The 19,248-nt window shown below is 67.2% G+C and carries 14 protein-coding genes; 11 read left to right on the top strand and 3 right to left on the bottom strand.

The genetic code is table 11. The annotated features are described in order from the left end of the window. Positions 1-34: 34 nt before the first annotated feature. The 5 genes from B8V81_RS03765 to B8V81_RS03740 all read left to right on the top strand — a co-directional run bounded on the left by B8V81_RS03765 (position 35) and on the right by B8V81_RS03740 (position 6,478). Positions 35-250, top strand: a complete 216-nt coding sequence (locus B8V81_RS03765) for a GapA-binding peptide SR1P (RefSeq protein ID WP_228551712.1) — start codon at positions 35-37, stop codon at positions 248-250. Then, positions 247-2,931, top strand: coding sequence for a pyruvate, phosphate dikinase (ppdK, locus tag B8V81_RS03760; RefSeq protein WP_101807764.1), 2,685 nt, complete (start codon positions 247-249; stop codon positions 2,929-2,931). The genes B8V81_RS03765 and ppdK overlap by 4 nt, the downstream gene beginning before the upstream one ends. A 36-nt stretch (positions 2,932-2,967) precedes the next feature. Next, positions 2,968-3,636, top strand: a complete 669-nt coding sequence (locus tag B8V81_RS03755; RefSeq protein WP_043111202.1) for a helix-turn-helix transcriptional regulator — start codon at positions 2,968-2,970, stop codon at positions 3,634-3,636. 18 nt (positions 3,637-3,654) lie between these two features. Continuing rightward, a complete protein-coding gene (locus B8V81_RS03750; protein ID WP_043111203.1) occupies positions 3,655-4,482 on the top strand; it encodes a pyruvate, water dikinase regulatory protein in 828 nt (275 codons plus the stop codon). Between the two features lie 1,459 nt (positions 4,483-5,941). Beyond that, a complete protein-coding gene (locus tag B8V81_RS03740; RefSeq protein WP_101807762.1) occupies positions 5,942-6,478 on the top strand; it encodes a hypothetical protein in 537 nt (178 codons plus the stop codon). 88 nt (positions 6,479-6,566) lie between these two features. Here the strand turns inward: B8V81_RS03740 and ilvA are convergent, their stop codons facing one another. Next, positions 6,567-7,877 (bottom strand): threonine ammonia-lyase IlvA, encoded by a 1,311-nt coding sequence (gene ilvA, locus B8V81_RS03735; RefSeq protein ID WP_084137080.1) that lies wholly within the window; start codon positions 7,875-7,877, stop codon positions 6,567-6,569. Positions 7,878-8,027: 150 nt separating this feature from the next. On the opposite strand from ilvA, the gene B8V81_RS03730 reads away from it, so the two are divergent. From B8V81_RS03730 to B8V81_RS03710, 5 genes are all read left to right on the top strand, one after another. Next, positions 8,028-8,576 (top strand): hypothetical protein, encoded by a 549-nt coding sequence (locus tag B8V81_RS03730; protein ID WP_101807761.1) that lies wholly within the window; start codon positions 8,028-8,030, stop codon positions 8,574-8,576. 196 nt (positions 8,577-8,772) lie between these two features. Beyond that, positions 8,773-9,591: a hypothetical protein gene (locus tag B8V81_RS03725; protein WP_101807760.1), complete on the top strand. Its 819-nt coding sequence runs from the start codon at positions 8,773-8,775 to the stop codon at positions 9,589-9,591. Between the two features lie 29 nt (positions 9,592-9,620). Next, positions 9,621-10,073: a flavodoxin gene (locus tag B8V81_RS03720; RefSeq protein ID WP_028598562.1), complete on the top strand. Its 453-nt coding sequence runs from the start codon at positions 9,621-9,623 to the stop codon at positions 10,071-10,073. A 477-nt stretch (positions 10,074-10,550) separates the two neighbouring features. Continuing rightward, complete coding sequence (locus B8V81_RS03715) at positions 10,551-11,174, top strand: deoxynucleoside kinase (RefSeq protein WP_028598563.1); 624 nt, start codon at positions 10,551-10,553, stop codon at positions 11,172-11,174. Beyond that, positions 11,171-11,815, top strand: a complete 645-nt coding sequence (locus B8V81_RS03710; RefSeq protein WP_101807759.1) for a deoxynucleoside kinase — start codon at positions 11,171-11,173, stop codon at positions 11,813-11,815. Before B8V81_RS03715 ends, B8V81_RS03710 begins: the two co-directional genes overlap by 4 nt. 81 nt (positions 11,816-11,896) lie before the next feature. On the opposite strand, the gene rsgA is transcribed toward B8V81_RS03710, so the two are convergent. Together rsgA and B8V81_RS03700 are read right to left on the bottom strand one after the other, a co-directional pair. Beyond that, positions 11,897-13,060 (bottom strand): ribosome small subunit-dependent GTPase A, encoded by a 1,164-nt coding sequence (gene rsgA / locus B8V81_RS03705; protein WP_425320482.1) that lies wholly within the window; start codon positions 13,058-13,060, stop codon positions 11,897-11,899. An 839-nt stretch (positions 13,061-13,899) separates the two neighbouring features. Continuing rightward, positions 13,900-15,195, bottom strand: coding sequence for a hypothetical protein (locus B8V81_RS03700; protein WP_101807757.1), 1,296 nt, complete (start codon positions 15,193-15,195; stop codon positions 13,900-13,902). Positions 15,196-15,795: 600 nt separating this feature from the next. Here B8V81_RS03700 and B8V81_RS03695 point away from each other — a divergent pair. Beyond that, positions 15,796-19,128: a glycoside hydrolase family 3 C-terminal domain-containing protein gene (locus B8V81_RS03695; protein ID WP_101807756.1), complete on the top strand. Its 3,333-nt coding sequence runs from the start codon at positions 15,796-15,798 to the stop codon at positions 19,126-19,128. The last annotated feature ends 120 nt before the right edge of the window (positions 19,129-19,248 follow it).

Raw genomic sequence — 19,248 nt, 5'->3', positions numbered from 1 at the left:
GTTCAACCCACGACTTCATAAGGAGATGGACCCTATGAAAAACGGATTAGCCGCTGCCGAAGGCAGCCTGGACTACGGACTCATTTTATGCCCGAGCTGCAACGAGATCGTCGATACGCTTCCGACGAATCGGGTCAAAATCTTCCACAGCCTTTGCGACTCGCCGCGCTGCCGGGAGGCTGCCGCCGAATCTGGCCTGGACTACGCGCCGCTGACGCGGCCCGCTGCCGGAGAGGGGGAGCGCCCATGAGCGCCAAGCGCGTCTATGCGTTCGAGGAAGGCCGAGCGGACATGAAGCAGCTGCTCGGAGGAAAAGGAGCGGGCCTGGCGGAAATGACCGCCGCCGGCGTGCCGGTTCCCCCCGGCTTCACCGTCACGACGGAAGCGTGCCGGGATTACGGCCGCTCCGGCGGCATGCTGGAGGAGCCGCTCTGGGCGGAGATCCGCGAGGCGCTGGCGGTGCTGGAGGAGCGCGGCGGCCAGCGGCTGGGCGACCGCGCCGACCCGCTGCTCGTCTCGGTGCGCTCGGGAGCGGCGGTGTCGATGCCGGGCATGATGGATACGATCCTCAACCTAGGGCTCAACGACGAGACGGCGGAGGGGCTGGCCGCCGCCACCGGCGACGAGCGCTTCGCCTTCGACTGCTACCGCCGCCTCGTCGCCATGTTCGGCCAGGTCGTGCTCGGCGTCGACGGCTGGCGCTTCGAGCGCCTGCTGGAGGCGCGCAAGGAAGCGGCGGGCGTCGAGACCGACCAGCAGCTCGAAGCGCAGCATTGGCGCGAGCTCGTCCTCGACTACCAGCAGCTCGTGCTCCGCCAGGCCGGCCGCCCGTTTCCGCAGGACGTGCTGGAGCAGCTGCGGCTGGCGGTCGAGGCGGTGTTCCGCTCCTGGGACAACCCGCGCGCCCGCGTCTATCGCAGCGTCAACCGCATCGACGGCTCGGGCGGGACGGCGGTGACGGTGCAGCGCATGGTGTTCGGCAACAAGGGCGCGGACTGCGGCACCGGCGTCGTCTTCACCCGCGACCCGTCGACGGGGGAGCCGGGCCTGTACGGCGAGTTCCTGCTGAACGCGCAGGGCGAGGACGTCGTCGCCGGCGTCCGCACGCCGCAGCCGATCGCCGCGCTCGCCGCGGCGCTGCCGCAGGCGCATGCCGAGCTGGAGCGCTGGGGCCGGACGCTGGAGGAGCGGTACGGCGACATGCAGGACATCGAGTTCACGATCGAGCGGGGCGTCCTGTTCCTGCTGCAGACCCGAACGGGCAAAAGAGGCGCCCAAGCCGCGCTCCGCATCGCCGTCGATCTCGTCCGCGAAGGAAGGATCGCTCGCGAGGAAGCGGTGCGCCGCGTGGAGCTGGCGCATCTGGAGCAGCTGCTCCATCGCGGCATCGACGAGTCGGCCGCCGGACAGCCGCTCGCCAAGGGCTTGCCGGCGTCGCCGGGAGCGGCGATCGGCCGGGCCGTGTTCGACGCCGATACGGCGGAGCGCTGGAGCCGGGACGGACAGCCGGTCATCCTCGTGCGTCCCGAGACGACGCCGGACGACATCCACGGCGTGCTCGCCGCCGAAGGCATCCTCACGAGCCGCGGCGGCATGACGAGCCATGCGGCGGTCGTAGCGCGCGGCATGGGCAAGCCGGCCGTCTGCGGCTGCGAGGCGCTCGCGGTCGACGCCGAGGCGAAGCGGCTCGCCGTGCGCGGCGGCGGGGCCGAGACGATCGCCGAAGGCGACTGGCTGACGATCGACGGCGGCACGGGCCGCGTCATCGCGGGCCGCATGCCGCTGCGCGAGCCGGCCGTGACAGAGGAGCTGCTGCAGGTGCTGCGCTGGGCCGACGAGCTGCGGCGGCTGGAGGTGCATGCCAACGCCGATACGCCGGAGGACGCGCGCGCCGCGCGCCGGCTCGGCGCGCAGGGCATCGGGCTGTGCCGCACGGAGCATATGTTTTTCGCTCCGGAGCGGCTGGCCGTCATGCAGCGGATGATCGCCGCCGAGACCGACGAGGCGCGGGAGGCGGCGCTGGCGCAGCTGCGGCCGATGCAGCAGGCCGACTTCGAAGGGCTGCTGGAGGCGATGGACGGCTTGCCGGTGACGATCCGGCTGCTCGACCCGCCGCTGCATGAGTTCCTGCCGGGCCGCGAGGAGCTGCAGCGCAAGCTCGAGGCCGCCCGCGAGGGCGAGCGCGCCGAGCTGGAGGCGCTGCTGCGCCGCTCGGATGCGCTGCGCGAGGCCAACCCGATGCTCGGCCAGCGCGGCTGCCGGCTCGGCATCATGCATCCGGAGATCTACCGGATGCAGGCGGAGGCGCTGTGCCTGGCGGCAGCGGCCTGCGCGGAGCGCGGCGTCGACGTGCGGGCGGAGATCATGATCCCGCTCGTCGGCGAAGCGGCGGAGCTTGGCCTGCTGCGGGCCGAGGTCGAGGCCGTTGCGGAGCGGCTGCTGCCGGAGCCGCTGCGGCGCGAGCGGCCGATCCGCGTCGGCACGATGATCGAGGTGCCGCGCGCCGCGCTGACGGCCGGGCGGATCGCAGAGCATGCGGACTTCTTTTCCTTCGGCACGAACGACCTGACGCAGATGACCTACGGCTGCAGCCGCGACGACGCCGAAGGCAAGTTCCTCGCGCGCTACGTCGAGCGCCGGCTGCTGCCGTTCAATCCGTTCCAGGTGCTCGACGAGGAGGGCGTCGGCCAGCTCATCCGCATCGCCACGGAGGCGGGGCGCGCCGCGCGGCCGGGCCTCAAGGCCGGCATCTGCGGCGAGCACGGCGGCGAGCGCGACTCGATCTTCTTCTGCCACGAGATCGGCCTCGACTACGTCAGCTGCTCGCCGTACCGCATCCCGATGGCGCGCATCGCGGCCGCCCAGGCCGCTCTTGCCAGGCCCGGCCGGGACGCTGCTCCTTCCGCTTTAGCGGACGCTTTGCCGGTGTGAAATCGTCCTGCCATCGGTTACAATGGATGGTAGAACATGAAGCGAGCGGAGGGAAAGGCGATCAAACTATCGACGAGGCAAAAGAAGATCGTAGAGACGGTCCGCCGCCGCGCGCCGATCACGGGCGAGCAGATCGCCGAGCTGCTCGGAGTGACGCGCCCGGCGATCCGCTCCGACCTCGGGCTGCTCGTCATGCTCGGCTATCTTGACGCCAAGCCCAAGGTCGGCTATTTCCTCGGCAGCCGCGACGAGTCGGAGCGCGCCGCGGACTCCAGCGCCGCCGCCGCGCTGCTGCCCGTGCGCGAGGTGATGGGCGTGCCGGTCGTGCAGCGCGAGACGGCGACGGTGAGCGATGCGGTCGTGACGCTTTTTCTGGAAAATGTAGGCAGCCTCACCGTCGTCGACGAAGCTGGCCGCCTGGCGGGCATCGTCTCGCGCAAGGATCTGCTCAAGGTCGCCCTCGGCAATCCGCAGGCCTCCTCGATGCCGCTCGGCCTCGTCATGACGCGGCTGTCCAATCTGGCGACGGTGACGCCGGAGCAGACGGTGCGCGAGGCGATGGCGGTCATGATCGCCCGCGAGATCGACGGCCTGCCGGTCGTGCGGCCGCTCGGGGACGGGCCGGAGGCGGGGCTGGAGGTCGTCGGCCGCATTACCAAGACGACCGTGACCCGGCTGTTCTACGAGGCGTCGGCGGAAAGCTAGGAGGAGGCGGGGAAGAGGTTGAGCCAACGGTTGAACGAAGACAGGAAACGCATCGTCGTCTGCTCCGATTCGGCGGGGGAGACGGCGGAGACGGTCGTGCGCGCGACGCTGCGCCAGTTCGAGGCGGAGTCGGTCCAGGTGGAGCGCTGGGCGAACGTCAAGTCCGAGGAAGAGGTGCGCGAGCTGATGGAGCACGCCGCCTCGATCGGCAGCTTTGTCGTCTACACGCTGGTGCTGCCCGAGCTGCGGGAGATGATCCGCCAGGAGTCCGCGCGCCTCGGCGTCTGCGCCGTCGACGTGATGGGACCGGTCATGGAGGGCTTCGTCCGCACGTTCAACTCCGCGCCCAAGCAGGAGGCGGGACGGCCGCATCGGATGGACGAGGAATATTTCACCCGGGTGGAGGCGGTCGAGTTCACGGTCAAGTCGGACGACGGGCAGCATGTCGTCGGATGGAAGGACGCGGATCTGATCCTGCTCGGCGTCTCCCGCACGTCCAAGACGCCGCTTGGCATCTACCTGGCGCACAAAGGCTACAAGGTGGCGAACTACCCGCTCGTGCCCGAGGTCAAGCCGCCGGAGGAGCTGTTCCGCATGCCGGGCTCCCGCTTCGTCGGCCTGACGATGCAGCCGGAGAAGCTCATCTCGATCCGCATCGAGCGGCTGAAGAGCATGGGGCTGCCGGCCGGCGTCAGCTACGCCCGCCTGGAGCGGGTGGCGGAGGAGCTGGAGTACGCGCAGGAGCTGTTCCGGCGGCTCGGCTGCCTCGTCGTCGACGTGACCGACCGCGCGATCGAGGAGACCGCCGGCGTCATTCTCGATGCGCGCAAGCATTTGCTGGGCTGAGCGGGCGAAGAAATGGACCAAGGCTTTGAAGCTCGCAGGCGAGCCCCTTTCAAACCGAAAGGGGCTTTTTGCTTGTGTTTTTTTTTGGATTGATTTCAGGTTTCAATTCATTCTATTGATTTTACAAAAATTGATGGGATAAATAGAAAATGGTAATATATTGAGGGGTTTCTATCGCTTGGCAATAACAGGCCGTGGCGTGAATGGCAGGGGAACTGCCGATCTTCCAGTCTGACTCGCTCCGCGAGGGAGTCGAGAGTGCCTTGGTTGGTGGACTTCAGTCTGACTCGTCTCTCCAGGGAGTCGAGAGTGCCTTGGTTGGTGGGCTCCGGTCTGACCCGCCCCGCCAGGGAGTCGAGAGTGCCTTGGTTGGTGGACTCCGGTCTGACTCACCCCGCGAGGGAGTCGAGAGTGCCTTGGTTGGTGGATTTCAGTCTGACTCGTCTTCCGAGGGAATCGAGAGTGCCTTGGTTGGTGGATTTCAGTCTGACCCGTCCCGCCAGGGAGTCGAGAGTGCCTTGGTTGGTGGACTCCGGTCTGACCCGCCCCGCGAGGGAGTCGAGAGTGCCTTGGTTGGTGGATTCCAGTCTGACTCGTCTCCTCAGGGAGTCGAGAGTGCCTTGGTTGGTGAATTTCAGTCTGACGCGTCTCCCCAGGGAACCGAGAGTGCCTCGATTCGTGGATTCCGGTCTGACCCGCCCCGCCAGGGAGTCGAGAGTGCCTTGGTTGGTGGACTCCGGTCTGACTCACCCCGCGAGGGAGTCGAGAGTGCCTTGGTTGGTGGATTTCAGTCTGACTCGTCTTCCGAGGGAATCGAGAGTGCCTTGGTTGGTGGATTTCAGTCTGACCCGTCCCGCCAGGGAGTCGAGAGTGCCTTGGTTGGTGGACTCCGGTCTGACCCGCCCCGCGAGGGAGTCGAGAGTGCCTTGGTTGGTGGATTTCAGTCTGACTCGTCCCGCGAGGGAGTCGAGAGTGCCTTGGTTGGTGGATTTCAGTCTGACGCGTCTCCCCAGGGAGTCGAGAGTGCCTTGGTTGGTGGACTCCAGTCTGACTAGCCCCGCGAGGGAGTCGAGAGTGCCTTGGTTAGTGGATTTCAGTCTGACCCGTCCCGCCAGGGAGTCGAGAGTGCCTCGGTTCGTGGACTCCGGTCTGACCCGTCCCGCCAGGGAGTCGAGAGTGCCTTGGTTGGTGGATTTCAGTCTGTCCCGCCCCGCGAGGGAGTCGAGAGTGCCTTGGTTGGTTGATTCCAATCTGTCACGCCCCGCCAAGGAGTCGAGAGTGCCTTGGTTCGTCGATTTCAGTCTGACCCGCCCCGCCAGGGAGTCGAGAGTGCCTTGCCAGAAAGCAGAGTGCATTTGGAATCGGACTTGGCGAATGCAATAGCAATAGCAATAGCAATAGCAATAGCAATAGAAGCTGGAACGGTGAATTCTGCCGAATCCAGAGAGGAGGGGGAAACATGAAACGTCCGGCAAAGCTGCTGCTGGCGGGGAGCCTGCTTCTTGTGGCTGCGCTGAGCGCATCGTGGTTTTTATCTGCCGACAACAACGGAGGCAGAAATTCTGCCTCTTCCCGAGCTCCGATCTTGAACGAACCGATGTCCGGTCGCGTATCAGTCAAGTTGGACGACTCCCCGGCTGCGGTCGGCTTGCCCGCGAAGCCCGGCGTTCCCGACGAGGACGCCGCATGGTCCGGCAGGACCAGCGGCAGCAAGATGACCTCCGTTTCCTTCGAGGTTCCTCGGCATCACGGCTTCGTCGCCTTGGACTTCCTCAATGAGGGAGAAGGTGCGACGACGATCTCCGTCTCTCATCCTTCGTCCGGCGCGTTCTACTTCACGGAGAGCGTCGAACCGGGACAGCCTTTCGCCTGGAGCAGCGAACGCGACTATCCCGAAGGCATGCCGTCCGGCACCTACACGGTCAGCTTCCATTCCTCGACGGCTGAGGTGGAGGTAAGCTACTCGGGACGCGCGTCGCAGAGCGGGAATTCTTGAACGCATCTAGGAAAAAGACGGCTCCGCCTGGCGCGGAAGCCGTCTTTGCCGTTTCAATCCTTCCAATCATGCGAATCACTACAATCACTCAAATCAGCAGATCGAACAGCACCGGGTCCTTGTTCAGCTCGACGAACTGGTAGCCCTTGCCCTTCATCCGCTCGATGAGCGGACCGTAGTCCTCGCGGCGCTTGAGCTCGATGCCGACGAGCGCGGGGCCGTTCTCCTTGTTGTGCGTCTTGGTGTACTCGAAGCGCGAGATGTCGTCGTCCGGGCCGAGCACCTCGTCGAGGAATTCGCGAAGCGCGCCGGCGCGCTGCGGGAAGTTGACGGTGAAATAGTGCTTGAGCCCTTCGTAGATGAGCGAGCGCTCCTTCATCTCCTGCATGCGGTCGACGTCGTTGTTGCCGCCGCTGATGATGCAGACGACCGTCTTGCCCTCCAGCTCGTCGCGGTACAGGTCGAGCGCGGCGACCGGCAGCGCGCCGGCCGGCTCGGCGACGATGGCGTTCTCGTTGTACAGGCTGAGCAGAGTCGTGCACGCCTTGCCCTCGGGCACGAGCGCGACGTCGTCGAGCAGGTCGCGGCAGATCGCGAACGTCAGGTCGCCGATCCGCTTGACGGCCGCGCCGTCGACGAACTTGTCGATGGAGTCGAGCGGCGTCACCTCGCCGGCGCGCAGCGACAGCTCGAGCGAAGGCGCGCCTTTGGGCTCGACGCCGATGATGCGGGTGCGCGGCGACACCGCCTTGATGTACGAGGCGACGCCAGCGGCGAGGCCGCCGCCGCCGACGGTGACGAACACATAGTCCGGAATCGTATCGGTCGCATCCATGATTTCTTTGCCGACGGTGCCGTTGCCGGCGATGATCGCCGGATCGTCGAACGGATGGATGAACGCCGCGCCGGAGCGCTCGCATTCGCGGGCCGCCTCGGCATACGCGTCGTCATAGGTGTCGCCGGTCAGCACGATGTCCACCTGGTCGCCGCCGAAAAACTCCACCTGCGTCACTTTCTGGCGCGGCGTCGTGCTCGGCATGAAAATCTTTCCGCGGATGCCGAGCGTCTGACAGGAGTAGGCCACGCCCTGGGCATGGTTGCCGGCGCTGGCGCAGACGACGCCCTTGGCCAGCTCCTCCGGCGGCAGCGTGCGGATGCGGTGGTAGGCGCCGCGGATCTTGAAGGAGCGGACGACCTGCAGATCCTCCCGCTTGAGCAGCACGTTGCAGCCGTAGCGGGCGGATAAGACGCGGTTCGGCTGGAGCGGCGTGCGGGTAATGACCTCGTTGAGCGTCATCTGCGCATGCATGATGTCCTCCAGGGCGATCCGGACCGCGGGCGGCTGGTCCGCGCCGGCTGCGTCGGGACGCCTTGGAGGCTGCGGGGTGCTGGGGTTCATTCGCTTCTTCTCTTCCTTTCCGATAGATGAGATGATTGTCTTGTTATACCGCTGGGACTTGCCTTTGTCAATGGCGGGGGCAGGCCGCGGCGGGCTTCGGGCAGGACAGGCGCAGGACCGCGGGCAGAGACGACAGGAGGAGATCTACGTATGGGAAAAGTCGCAAAAGGATTCATCGGCCTGCTCGTCGCGCTGCTCGTGCTGGCCGCAGCCGGCGCGGCCGCGGCCGTCTGGTACATCCGGCCGCAGCAGGAGCTGACGCTCGCGCATGAGCCGATCGACCTCGCGGCCAAGGGGCTGGAGATGGTCCAGTCCGGCAAGGCCGAGCTGTTCCTGAGCGGGCAGGACATCAACAATCTGGCGCGGGAGCGTCTCTCCGCCCAGCCGCAGGTGACGCCGGAATTCCGCATCGAGGGGGCGCAGCTGACGCTGCAGGGACAGCGGCTGACGGCCGACATCGCCGGACGCTACCGCGACCTGCTGGATGCGGGCGTGCAGGCCGAATACCGGCTGGAGTGGCGCGATCCCGACCTCGTCGCGACGCCGCTTTCCGCCAAGCTGCGCGGCATCGCCTTGCCGGCCGGGACGCTGGAGCCGATCGTCATTCCGGTCGGCTCGCAGCTGCCGTCTGTCGTCGGCATCCGCTCGGTCGAGTTCCGGGACGGCGGCGTCGCCGTCGCGCTCCAGCTGCGGCTGTAGGCGGCGAAGGGGGGCCGGAAGGCCCTTCTTTATTTTATGTCGTTGACATCGGCGGCTGGAATCCGTATCCTATATGATGAGATTGAGAATCATTATCATACAAGCCGATGAGGCCGACCGCATGTCGGAAGCGTCGGATTGGAAGCGCCGCTGAGCGCATAGATCCATACGGAATCGAGAGAGGGTGAGAGCAGCCATGTCGAGGGACCACGCGGCGGAGACGCGCGAGGCGAGGGAGCCGCTGTCCTGCTCGTCGGTGCTGGCGGGGGGCGGCACGCTGTACGCCGCTACGATGGGCAGCGGCATTTACCGCAAGCGCGAGGAGCACCGCTGGGAGCGAATCAGCACGCCGGAGATGGACGGATTGACGGTCAACCGGCTCGTCCTGGCGGGAGAGAGGCTGCATGCGTGCACGAGCCGGGGACTGTATATCTTTGACGGAGAAGAGTGGGAGACGGAGGAGCTGGAGCTGCCGGTATTCCAGTACCGCGCCGAGGGCGGATGCCTGTATGCGTGCACGACGCACGGCCTCTGGTGCTCGCATGGAGCGGACTGGGGCTCGGCGGCGTTCGCGGACCGCAAGGTGTACGACATCGTGAACGTGCCTCAGTACCTTATCCTCGGATGCGAGAAAGGGCTGGCGCTGTACGACCGCTTCAGCTCCGCCTGGATGGAGTTCGATCTCGGGGCGGGCGTGACGAGCGTGGCGGTATGCCACGGCCGGCTGATCGGCGTGAGCGAGCTCGGCGAGCTCGTCGTCGGCACGCCTCAGCATGGCTTTGAGCGCTACCGGTATCCGGGGCTGTTCCTGTTCTCGATCGCGGTCCGGGGCGGGCAGCCGCTGCTCTGCTCGGACCGCGGCCTTTACCGCGCGGCGTGGCTGGGAGGCCGGATCGCGCTCCGTCCGGTGGAGACGACGGGACCGGTGACGGACGTGGATGCGAGCGGGGAACGGCTGTATCTGGCGACTTTATATGAGGGCATCCGTCAGCTCGACGGCATGCTGCCGGGCTGATCGCCCGAGCGAAAGGGAGGAGCGGGGAGATGGAGAAGATCATCCTGGTCTGCTGCAGCATGACCGGCAATACGGAGGAGATGGCCGACGCGATCGCCGCCGGCGCCCGCGAGGCGGGCGCGCAGCTGACCGTGCGGGATATTCTGGACGCGGAGGCGGCGGAGCTGGAGCAGTACGACGGCATATTCATCGGAGCTTACACCTGGGGCGAGGGCGATCTGCCCGACGAGAGCCTCGATCTGTACGAAGGGCTCGACGCGGTGGACTTGGCCGGCAAGACGGCGATGGCGTTCGGCTCGGGCGATACGTCGTACGACATCTACTGCGGGGCCGTCGACCAGTTCGAGGCCAAGCTGGCCGAACGCGGAGCGGCGATTCTCGCGCCCGGCTTCAAGGTCGAGTTCAACCCGTCCGACGAGGAAAAGGAGCAGCTGCGCGAGCTCGGCCGCCGCATGGCCGAGCTGACGGTCGAGGCGCTGTGACGGTTCGACCCGCCCCCTGGGCGTAACATTCAAAGCAGGCCGGATGGAGCGACAGGCGCTCCATCCGGCCTGCTTTTGCTTGCGGCGAGACGGGCGACGCCCTGCGCGCGATAAAATCGTGCAGCCGGCCGGCGGGCGAGCAGACGCCCTGCGCGCGAAAAACCGGGCGTGCTGCACGGACAGCCTGCTACTTTTTTGACGAAATGTGAAAAAGAGCGTTCTCCTAATCTCTCGGAGCGGCTATAATCAAGCAGTGCGTCTTTGGGCCGCCCTGCGGAGGGTCCGGGCGCAGAGCACTGGGGCAAGCCGCGCCAGCAAGCGAAGCGAGGCCGACTAGCCGCGCCAGTCAGGCCAGCCGCGCCAGCAAGCAAAGCCTGCCCTGCAGGCCAGGCCAGCCCGGCATGCCCAGATCAGGCCGGCAAGTCCCGGCAAGCCGAGAACGGCTGCCGGCAAGCATTCAAGGGGGAAGCAGCTACGATGAGTCATGCGCCATATATCGCCGTCGAGGGGCCGATCGGGGCCGGCAAGACGACGCTCGCCACGATGCTGGCCGAAGCGTGGGGATACCCGCTGGTCAAGGAGATCGTCGAGGAGAATCCTTTTCTGGACAAATTCTATCAGGACATGGACGATTGGAGCTTCCAGCTGGAGATGTTCTTTCTGTGCAACCGCTACAAGCAGCTCGAGGACGCCGTCATCCCGAGGCTGGCCGCGGGCCAGGCGATCGTCTCGGACTACCATATCTACAAGAACCTGATCTTCAGCGAGCGCACGCTGAAGGGCGTGAAGCGCGACAAGTACCGCCACATCTACCATGTGCTCACCGACGATCTGCCCAAGCCGAACGTCATCGTCTACATCCGCGCCAGCCTGGACGTGCTGCTGGAGCGCATCGCGAAGCGCGGCCGGCCGTTCGAGGACGAGATGTCCACGGCCTACCTGCAGCAGCTGATCGAGGACTACGATACGGCGATGAGCCAGCTGGCCGAGCGCGAGCCGGATACGATCATCCTGCCGATCGACGGCGACTCCGTCGACTTCGTAGCCGACCGCGGCGAGTTCGACAAGATCGTCGCGCGCGTAAAGGAGTGCATCCGATGAGCGCCAACCCCTACGGCATCCCGCAAAACGCCGTCATCACCGTCGCGGGCACGGTCGGCGTCGGCAAGTCGACGCTGACCGCGGCGCTTGCGCAGCGGCTCGGCTTCCGCACGTCGCTGGAGAAGGTCGATTTCAACCCCTATCTGGAGAAGTTCTACCACGACTTCGAGCGCTGGAGCTTCCACCTGCAGATCTACTTCCTCGCCGAGCGCTTCAAGGAGCAGAAGAAGATGTTCGAGCTCGGCGGCGGCTTCGTGCAGGATCGCTCGATCTACGAGGACACGGGCATCTTCGCCAAAATGCACGCCGATCAGGGGACGATGTCCCCGGTCGACTACGAGACGTACACGAGCCTGTACGAGGCGATGGTCATGACGCCGTACTTCCCGCATCCGGACGTCCTGCTCTATATCGAGGGCAGCCTGCCGTCGATCTTAGCCCGCATCACTGAGCGCGGCCGGGAGATGGAGATCCAGACCGATGTCTCCTACTGGGAGCATATGCACGAGCGTTATGCCAAATGGATCGACGGCTTCAGCGCCTGCCCGGTGCTGCGCCTGAACATCGACGAGTACGACGTCAACGATCCGGCCTCGACCGCCGACATCCTGACGCGCATCGGCCGCGTCATCGGCGGCTGAGCGCAGCCCGTCATTCGAAAAAGGACCTCGATCGTCGCCGGCACGGCGCGATTCGAGGTCCTTTTCATCGCTTGAAACGGGTCAATCCCGCTCCTGCGCCGCTTCCTTGCCGGAGCGGCGCTCCTGCTTGCGGCGCTGCTTGTTCCGGGCGGGCGGCAGGCTCTTGCGCGCCGCGGCCTGCTCCTTGCGGGCGACGCGCGCCAGCTCGCGGCCCGTCTTGAGGTAGTTCTCGTAGCGCCCGGCGTCCAGCTCTCCGCTGGCGAGGGCGCTTTTGATCGCGCAGCCCTGCTCGCGCTTGCCGTGCGTGCAGTCGCCGTAGCGGCACTGCGAGGCGAGCTCCTCGATGTCGGCAAAGGCGCCGGCATGCGCAGACGACGAGCCGCCCTCGTCCCATAGCTGCAGCTCGCGCATGCCCGGCGTGTCCATGAGCAGCGCGCCGCCCGGCAGGCGGAACAGCTCGCGATGCGTCGTCGTGTGGCGGCCGCGATCGTCGCCTCCGCGCACGCCTTGCACGCGCTGCGAGGCTTCGCCCGCCAGCTCGTTCAGCAGCGTCGACTTGCCGACGCCGGACGAGCCGGCGACCGCGATCGTGCGTCCCGGCTGCAGGTAAGGCCGCAGCTGCTCGAGCCCTTGGCCGAGCTGCGCGCTGACGGCATGCACGGCGACGCCGGGAGCGGCTCCTTCGACCTCGCGCACGAGCGCTTCTGGATCGTCCGCGAGGTCGGCCTTTGTCAGCAGCACGACCGGCGTCGCCCCGCTCTCCCACGCCGCCACCAGGTAGCGCTCGATGCGCCGCAGGTTGAAGTCGTGGTTCAGCGCCATCGTCAGGAACAGGACGTCGATGTTGGCGGCGACGACTTGGCCCTCCTGGACCTGGCCGGCTTCCTTGCGGATGAGCGCCGAGCGGCGCTCCAGCAGCGCGTGGATGCTGGCGCGGGAGCTGTCGCCGGGCTTCGGCACGGAGGAGAGCACCCAGTCGCCCACGGCCGGGTAGGAGGTGCGGGACGCCGCGCCGTGCGCGTAGCGTCCGGTCACTTCGGCGAGATGCTCGCCGTCCGCCGCCGCGAGCCGGTACAGATGAGAGAACTGCGCGACGATGCGCGCAGGCTCCAGGCCGGCCGTGGACAAGCCGCCGGCTTGCAGCCGGCTGGCGGCCGCCGCGAGCGGCTCGGACCAGGCTTCGTTCCAGCCGAGCGGCTGCAGCGCTTCTTCGTCGAAGGCAGCGAGGCTAGGAGCGGTAACGATGCCGTCCGGTCCGTTCGTTTCGAGCGGTGGACGGGGAGCTTGAGGGACGCTGTTTTTATCGGTGTGGAATGGGTTCAAGGGAATCTCTCCTTTTTTTGTAGGGGAATGAAAAAAAGCCCGCAGCGGCCGGAAGGCCGGGTCTGCGGACCGATTGAGGGAGGCGACGGAGCGGGCGAGCGGCGCCGCCTGCCCGCGAGCCTGCGGACGGGGGGCGCGGCTGCACGGCCGAAGGCCAAGCAAAAAGCCGCAGGAGACAGCGGTCTCCTGCGGCTTAGGCATGGGCATGGCGTCAGGCAGGCAGCCTCGTCCCGGAGGGGACGGCAGGCGGCCTGGCCCGCGTCATGCGGCAAGCTCCGTAGAAACCGGCATAGGGACAATCGACGACATGCGCATTGCGATAATAGTCACCATAGAACATCGGCCTCCTTGACTAAGATAGGTCCAGTATAGCCTCCGGCGAGCCGGAGGAGCAAGGTAGAGAACGGGTATAGCGGATTGCGGTCCCGACCGTGGAAGAAGCCCACGCTGCTCGGAGCGAGGGCTTTTGTGCACATGCCGTTATTGCCGTAAGGGAGCGCGGTCCGCCAGCAGAGGCGCTTCCTAACGGCATTTTTGCCGTAAGGGAGAGCGATCCGCCAGCTGCGGCGCGTCCTAACGGCATTTTTGCCGTAAGGGAGAGCGATCCGCCAGCAGAGGCGCGTCCTAACGGCGTTAATCCGTGAAGACGGCTTCGAGCTGGGCGCTCATGCAGTCCCGAGCCTCGCCGGTGAAGCCCGGTTGCCGCGGTTCGCCTTGGTGCATGCGGGGAACCATGCGGGACGGCGACAGCGGCCGCCGCCTCAGTCCGCGCTGGGCGGCAGCCAGTCGATCCGCTCCACGGGCAGGCCGATCTCAGCGAGCAGGGCGGAGCTGACGTACAGGCGGTCGCCGAGCAGCTGGCTCGTTGCGCTGTCGGCGCGGACGGTGCCGGCCGGGCCGGTCAGCTCGAACCAATTCTCGCTGCCGCCCTTGCCGGGAACTCGGTGCGCCTCGACGTGGAGTCCGGCGGTCTCGATCAGCTCCCGTGCGGGCAGCAGCGTGCGGCCGCCGCGGATGAAGGCGAACGACAGGTCGACGCTGATGCCGGGAGCGATGAAGGCGCGGGCGACCGGCTCTACGTCCAGCGTCGTCGCGGTCACCGGCAGCTCCTGCGGCTGCAGGCCGGCCGGCGGAGGCTCCGCCGGCGGGGCCGGATTTTGATACGACGTCCCGGGCTGGATCGGCGAGCGAATCTCGCGCAGGTCCTTGTCCGAGGCGGGCCGCCGGGAGCCGTCCTTAAGGTCGAGCACGGAGCCGGGGCGGCCCGGCTCGTTGAGCAGGAGGAGCGCCCGGTTGCTCTTGGGATCGTAGGCTTGCAGGCAGGCGAATGCGACATGAGACGGATTGCCGGTGCGGGGATCGATGCGGAGCACCTCGATCCGCTTGCTGCGAGCATTGTAAGCCTCGCCGATCATGCCGCCGTCCGGCAGCGGAAAGAAGCCGGACGACCAGCCATAGTCGCCGATTTCCCGAACAAGGCCTTTCGGCGAACGGTAATAAAGCTTGTACGAGACGCTCGTGCTGATGCCGTCCTGGAGCTTCTTATAGGACTCGATGCGCAGCATAGTCATGCCCGTAGCGCCTTCGCTGAAGGAGGCGCTTACGCCGGCCCGGTCGCGTGCCGGATCGTAGCGGCCGACGAGCGGCGTCGTGCGATTGTACATGCCGGTCAAGGCGAGCCGAGGCTCTCCGGCCACGCCGTCCCAGTAGGAGACGACATCAGGCTCGAGCGCGTGCCAGGAGCCCTCGCGGTCCTGGTAGACCTGTCGGATCAAGGGGAGGTAGCGGCCGGTCTCGTAGGCGTAGGCGGTATAATAGGAGCGGCCGCTCGCTTCATCGGCGTAGGCGGGCGAGAACGACCAGTCGTAGCGTGCCGCCGCGTCGTCGCTGTAAACCGAGGCGGAGACGGTCGCGGACGGCTGCCGCTCCTGCGGCGCGGCTCCTGCGGCAAGCGCCTGTGACGGCAGCGCCGCCGTCAGCACGGCCAAGGCGCCGAGCGCGGGCAGGACGGCCAAGGCGCTGAGCGCAGGCAGCAGGCGGCGGATCGGTTTTTTCATCGGCAGGTCTCCTTCGTTGCAGAGGGATGCGAATCTGCTCCGTTGGACGCGAGAGCCGAAGGAAAAGTTGCATGAAATGGAAGATCCCGGTTGGCGACAGCGGCGGATCGGGCGGGCTACAATGAGCGTTCAACGACAAATGGCGGAGGGTGGATCAATGACGGTTCCGCCCGCAAGACGGTGAGCGGCCAGGAGTGGATCTGGATGAACGAGGACGGACGGAAATTCGAAAGAATGGAGAAGGGGCCGTCTCTCGGCCCCTAGGAAAGCTCTCGTTCCGCCAGCCGCGGATGAAGGTGAACGACAGCCGACGCCGATGCCGGGAGCGAAGACGGCGCGGGCGACAGGCTCTACGTTCAGCGTCGTCGCGGTCACCGGCAGCTCCTCAGGGCTCCTTTTCCCTCGAATGATGCGGCTGACAGCTTGGACGCGGGCCGGCAGAGTAAGGTTTCGGCGCCAAGACGGAATCTCCGATTTCTATATGAAAACGGCTGCGAATCAGCGGGTGACCAATCGATTGAAAACGCTTTATGATAGAGTGAGTCGTCCTTTGCCCCAGCGGGCAAGGGAGAATCCGGACTGGACGAAGGAGTGCCGAGCATGAGCGAGAACACGAATGCAACCGCTGCTGCAAGCGCGGAAGCTGAGGCCATTGTCGATTCAACCGCCACGACGAGCACGAACGCCGACGCGACGCGAGCGTTCGCTTTTTATAACCATGAGCTGCCGCTGCCGGAAAGGGTCGCGGACCTCGTCTCGCGGCTGACGCTGGAGGAGAAGATCGGGCAGATGCCGCAGTACCAGGAGGAGGTGCCGCGGCTCGGCCTCTCCAAGTACAAGCACGGCACCGAAGGCGCGCACGGCATCGCCTGGCTCGGCGAGGCGACGGTATTCCCGCAGCCGATCGGGCTGGCGTCCACCTGGGACGAGGAGCTGCTGCGGCAGGTCGGCGAGGCGATCGGCACCGAGGCGAGGGTGTTTTACCAGCGCGACCCGGAGCGCAACGGGCTGACGATCTGGGCGCCGACGGTCGACATGGAGCGCGACGCCCGCTGGGGCCGGACGGAGGAGGCTTACGGCGAGGACCCGCTGCTGGCGGGCAAGCTGACGGCGGCGCTCGCGCGCGGCATGCAGGGAGACGACCCGGCGTATTTGCGCGCGGTCGCGACGCTGAAGCATTTTTATGCCAACAACAACGAGCTGCATCGCGGCTTCGGCTCGGCCAGCATCGACGCCCGCAGCAAGCGCGAGTATTACCTCAAGGTGTTCGAGCTGGCGTTCAAGGAGGGCGGCGCGAAGTCGATGATGACCGCCTACAACAGCGTCAACGGCGTGCCGGCCAACCTGCTGGACGACATCGAGGCGATCGTGCGCGGCGAGTGGGGCATGGACGGCTTTGTCGTGAGCGATGCGGGCGACGTGCTCGGCACCGTGCATGAGCACAAGCATGTCGACTCGTACGCCGAGGCGGCCGCGCTCTCGATCCGGGCGGGCATCGACAGCATCACCGACGACGCGGAGACGGTCAAGCGGGCGATCCGCGACGCTCTGGAGCAGGGCTTGCTGGAGGAGGCCGATCTCGACCGCGCTCTGTCGCGCACGTTCTCCGTGCGGATGCGTCTGGGCGAGTTCGACCCGCCGGGGCTGAATCCGTATGAAGGCGTGCCCGAGGAAAAGGTCGGATCGCCCGAGCATGCCGCCCTGTCGCGCCTGGCGGCGGAAAAGTCGGTCGTGCTGCTGCGCAACGAGCCTGCGGCAGCAGGAGCGGACGGCACGGCGGCTCCGCAGAGCGAAGCGGCGGCCGCCGGCAGCGAGGCCGCGACCCGAGGCCGCGGCGAATCTTCAGCTGCCAGCGAGGCGGCTCGGACCGTAATCGCTGGCGCCGCCGCCGGGGATGCCGCGCCGCTGCTGCCGCTCGCGCCGCAGGGGCGGATCGCCGTCATCGGGCCGCTGGCCGACGAGGCGTTCACGGACTGGTACAGCGGCACGCCGCCGTACCGGAGCACGCCGCTGGCCGGCATCCGGGAGCGGCTCGCCGACGCCGGCGAAGCCGTCTATGCGACGGGCGGCAGCAAGCTGCGTCTGCGCAGCGTGACGAGCGGCCGCTACGTCGGGAGCGGGCCGGTGTTGACGGCGGACGCGGCAGGGCCGGAGGAGGCCGAGATATTCGAGGCGACCGACTGGGGCTATGGCAATGTGACGCTGCGCGCCCAGTCGAGCGGCAAGCTCGTCACGGACGCCGAGGACGGGCTGACGGCAAGCGCGGACGAGGCGCGCGGCTGGTTCGTCAAGGAAGTGTTCCGTCTGGAAGACGCGCAGGCGGGCTTGGGTGACCAGGCGCAGGCGGCGGCTGATGGAGTCCGTGCAGGCGCGCAGCCAGCAGCGGGGGCCGGCTCGTCCGGGACGGCTGCGGGCAGCCGTTTTGGCAAGGAGGAAGAGCGCGGCGCGCGGACCGTCGAGCTGCGCACCTGGGACGGCACGCCGGTAGGCCTGCTGGCGGACGGGCGGCTCATGCCGGCGGAGCTTGCGCCGGAGGCGGCGGTCAACGCGGCCGACGCGGCCAATCCGGACGCCGCCGCCGAGGCGGAGCGCGCCGAGCGGCTGCGTCAGCGCCGCAAGCCGGCGCAGGCGGAACGGTTCCTCGTCGAGGTCGTCGAGGACGGGATCTCGGCGGCGGTGCGGCTGGCGGCATCGGCGGACGCGGCGGTCGTCGTCGTCGGCAACCAGCCTTTCATCAACGGCAAGGAGGATGCGGACCGCCCCGGCATCGCGCTCGCGGCCGCCCAGCAGGAGCTGATTCGCGCCGTTCTGCGCGCCAATCCGCGCACGGCCGTGCTGCTCGTGAGCAGCTATCCGTTCGCGCTCGAGGGCCTCGAGCGGGAAGCTCCTGCGATCTTGCAGCTATGCCATGCCTCGCAGGAGCTCGGCCGCGCGGCGGCCGGGGCGATCTTCGGCGATTACAGCCCGGCAGGACGGCTGCCGATGACATGGCCGGCGACGGAGCAGGGGATGCCGTCGATCATGGACTACGACATCATCCGCAGCGGCCGCACGTACCATTATGGAGACATTTCGGTGCTCTATCCGTTCGGCCACGGCTTGTCGTATGCGGCGTTCCGCTACGGGGAGCTGCGCGTGGACCGTGAGGCGCTGGAGGCGGGCGATGCGGCGACGGTGCGGCTGGAGGTCACGAATGAGAGCGGCCTGGAGGCCGACGAGGTCGTGCAGCTTTATGCCCGCATCGAAGGCTCGGCGTTTCAGCGGCCGAAGCGGCAGCTGGTCGGCTTCCGCCGGCTGCGGCTCGCGGCAGGGGAGACGGCGACGGCGGAGTTCCGCGTCGAGGCGTCGCAGCTGGCCGTCTGGGATCCGGCGGCAGACCGCTGGGCGTTCGAAAGCGGCGTCTGCCGTCTGCTCGCCGGCGCGAGCTCGGCGGACATCCGCGCCGAGGCGCAGCTGCGTCTGGACGGCGAGCCGCTGGCCGCCCGGCCGCTCGGCGATTGGACGGCAGCCTCGTCCTATGACGAGGCGCGCGGGCTCGCGATCGACGCCTGCCGGGACGGCGGCGACAGCGTGCGCCCGGCCGGAGCGGATGCGGCAGCTTTGACGGCAGCTTTTGCAGGCGGAGCGCCCGGCCAGGGCTGGGCGCGCTTCGGGCGCGGCTTGCTGCCGGCGGGCGCGGACCGCTTCGAGGCGCGCGTGTCGGGCGCTGGCAGCGGCAGCGTCGAGCTGCGCCTCGGCGGCCCGGACGGCGAGCTGCTCGCGCGCTGCGACGTGCCGCGCACCGGCGGTCCGCAGGCGTGGACGACCGTCGCCGCGCCGCTGGCGCTGCCGGCGTACTCTGCTGCCGCGGCCGGTCGAGATGGAGCGGACACTGTTTCCGTCGTGCTGCGCGGCGAGATCGGATTGGCGCGATTCCGCGTCGTGAAGTCGTAGACGATTGGAGCGGCCTCATTTCGGCATCAAGCCGAAATGAGGCCGCTTTTCTTGCGAGCAAGAATTTCCTAGCCATCTATAGGACGGTGCTATCGGTCTGGTAGCCGAGACGCTGCCTTG

Source organism: Paenibacillus pasadenensis (genome assembly GCF_002864175.1).
GTDB classification, from domain to species: domain Bacteria; phylum Bacillota; class Bacilli; order Paenibacillales; family Paenibacillaceae; genus Paenibacillus_O; species Paenibacillus_O pasadenensis.
This window is presented reverse-complemented; position numbering and strand designations above follow the sequence as displayed.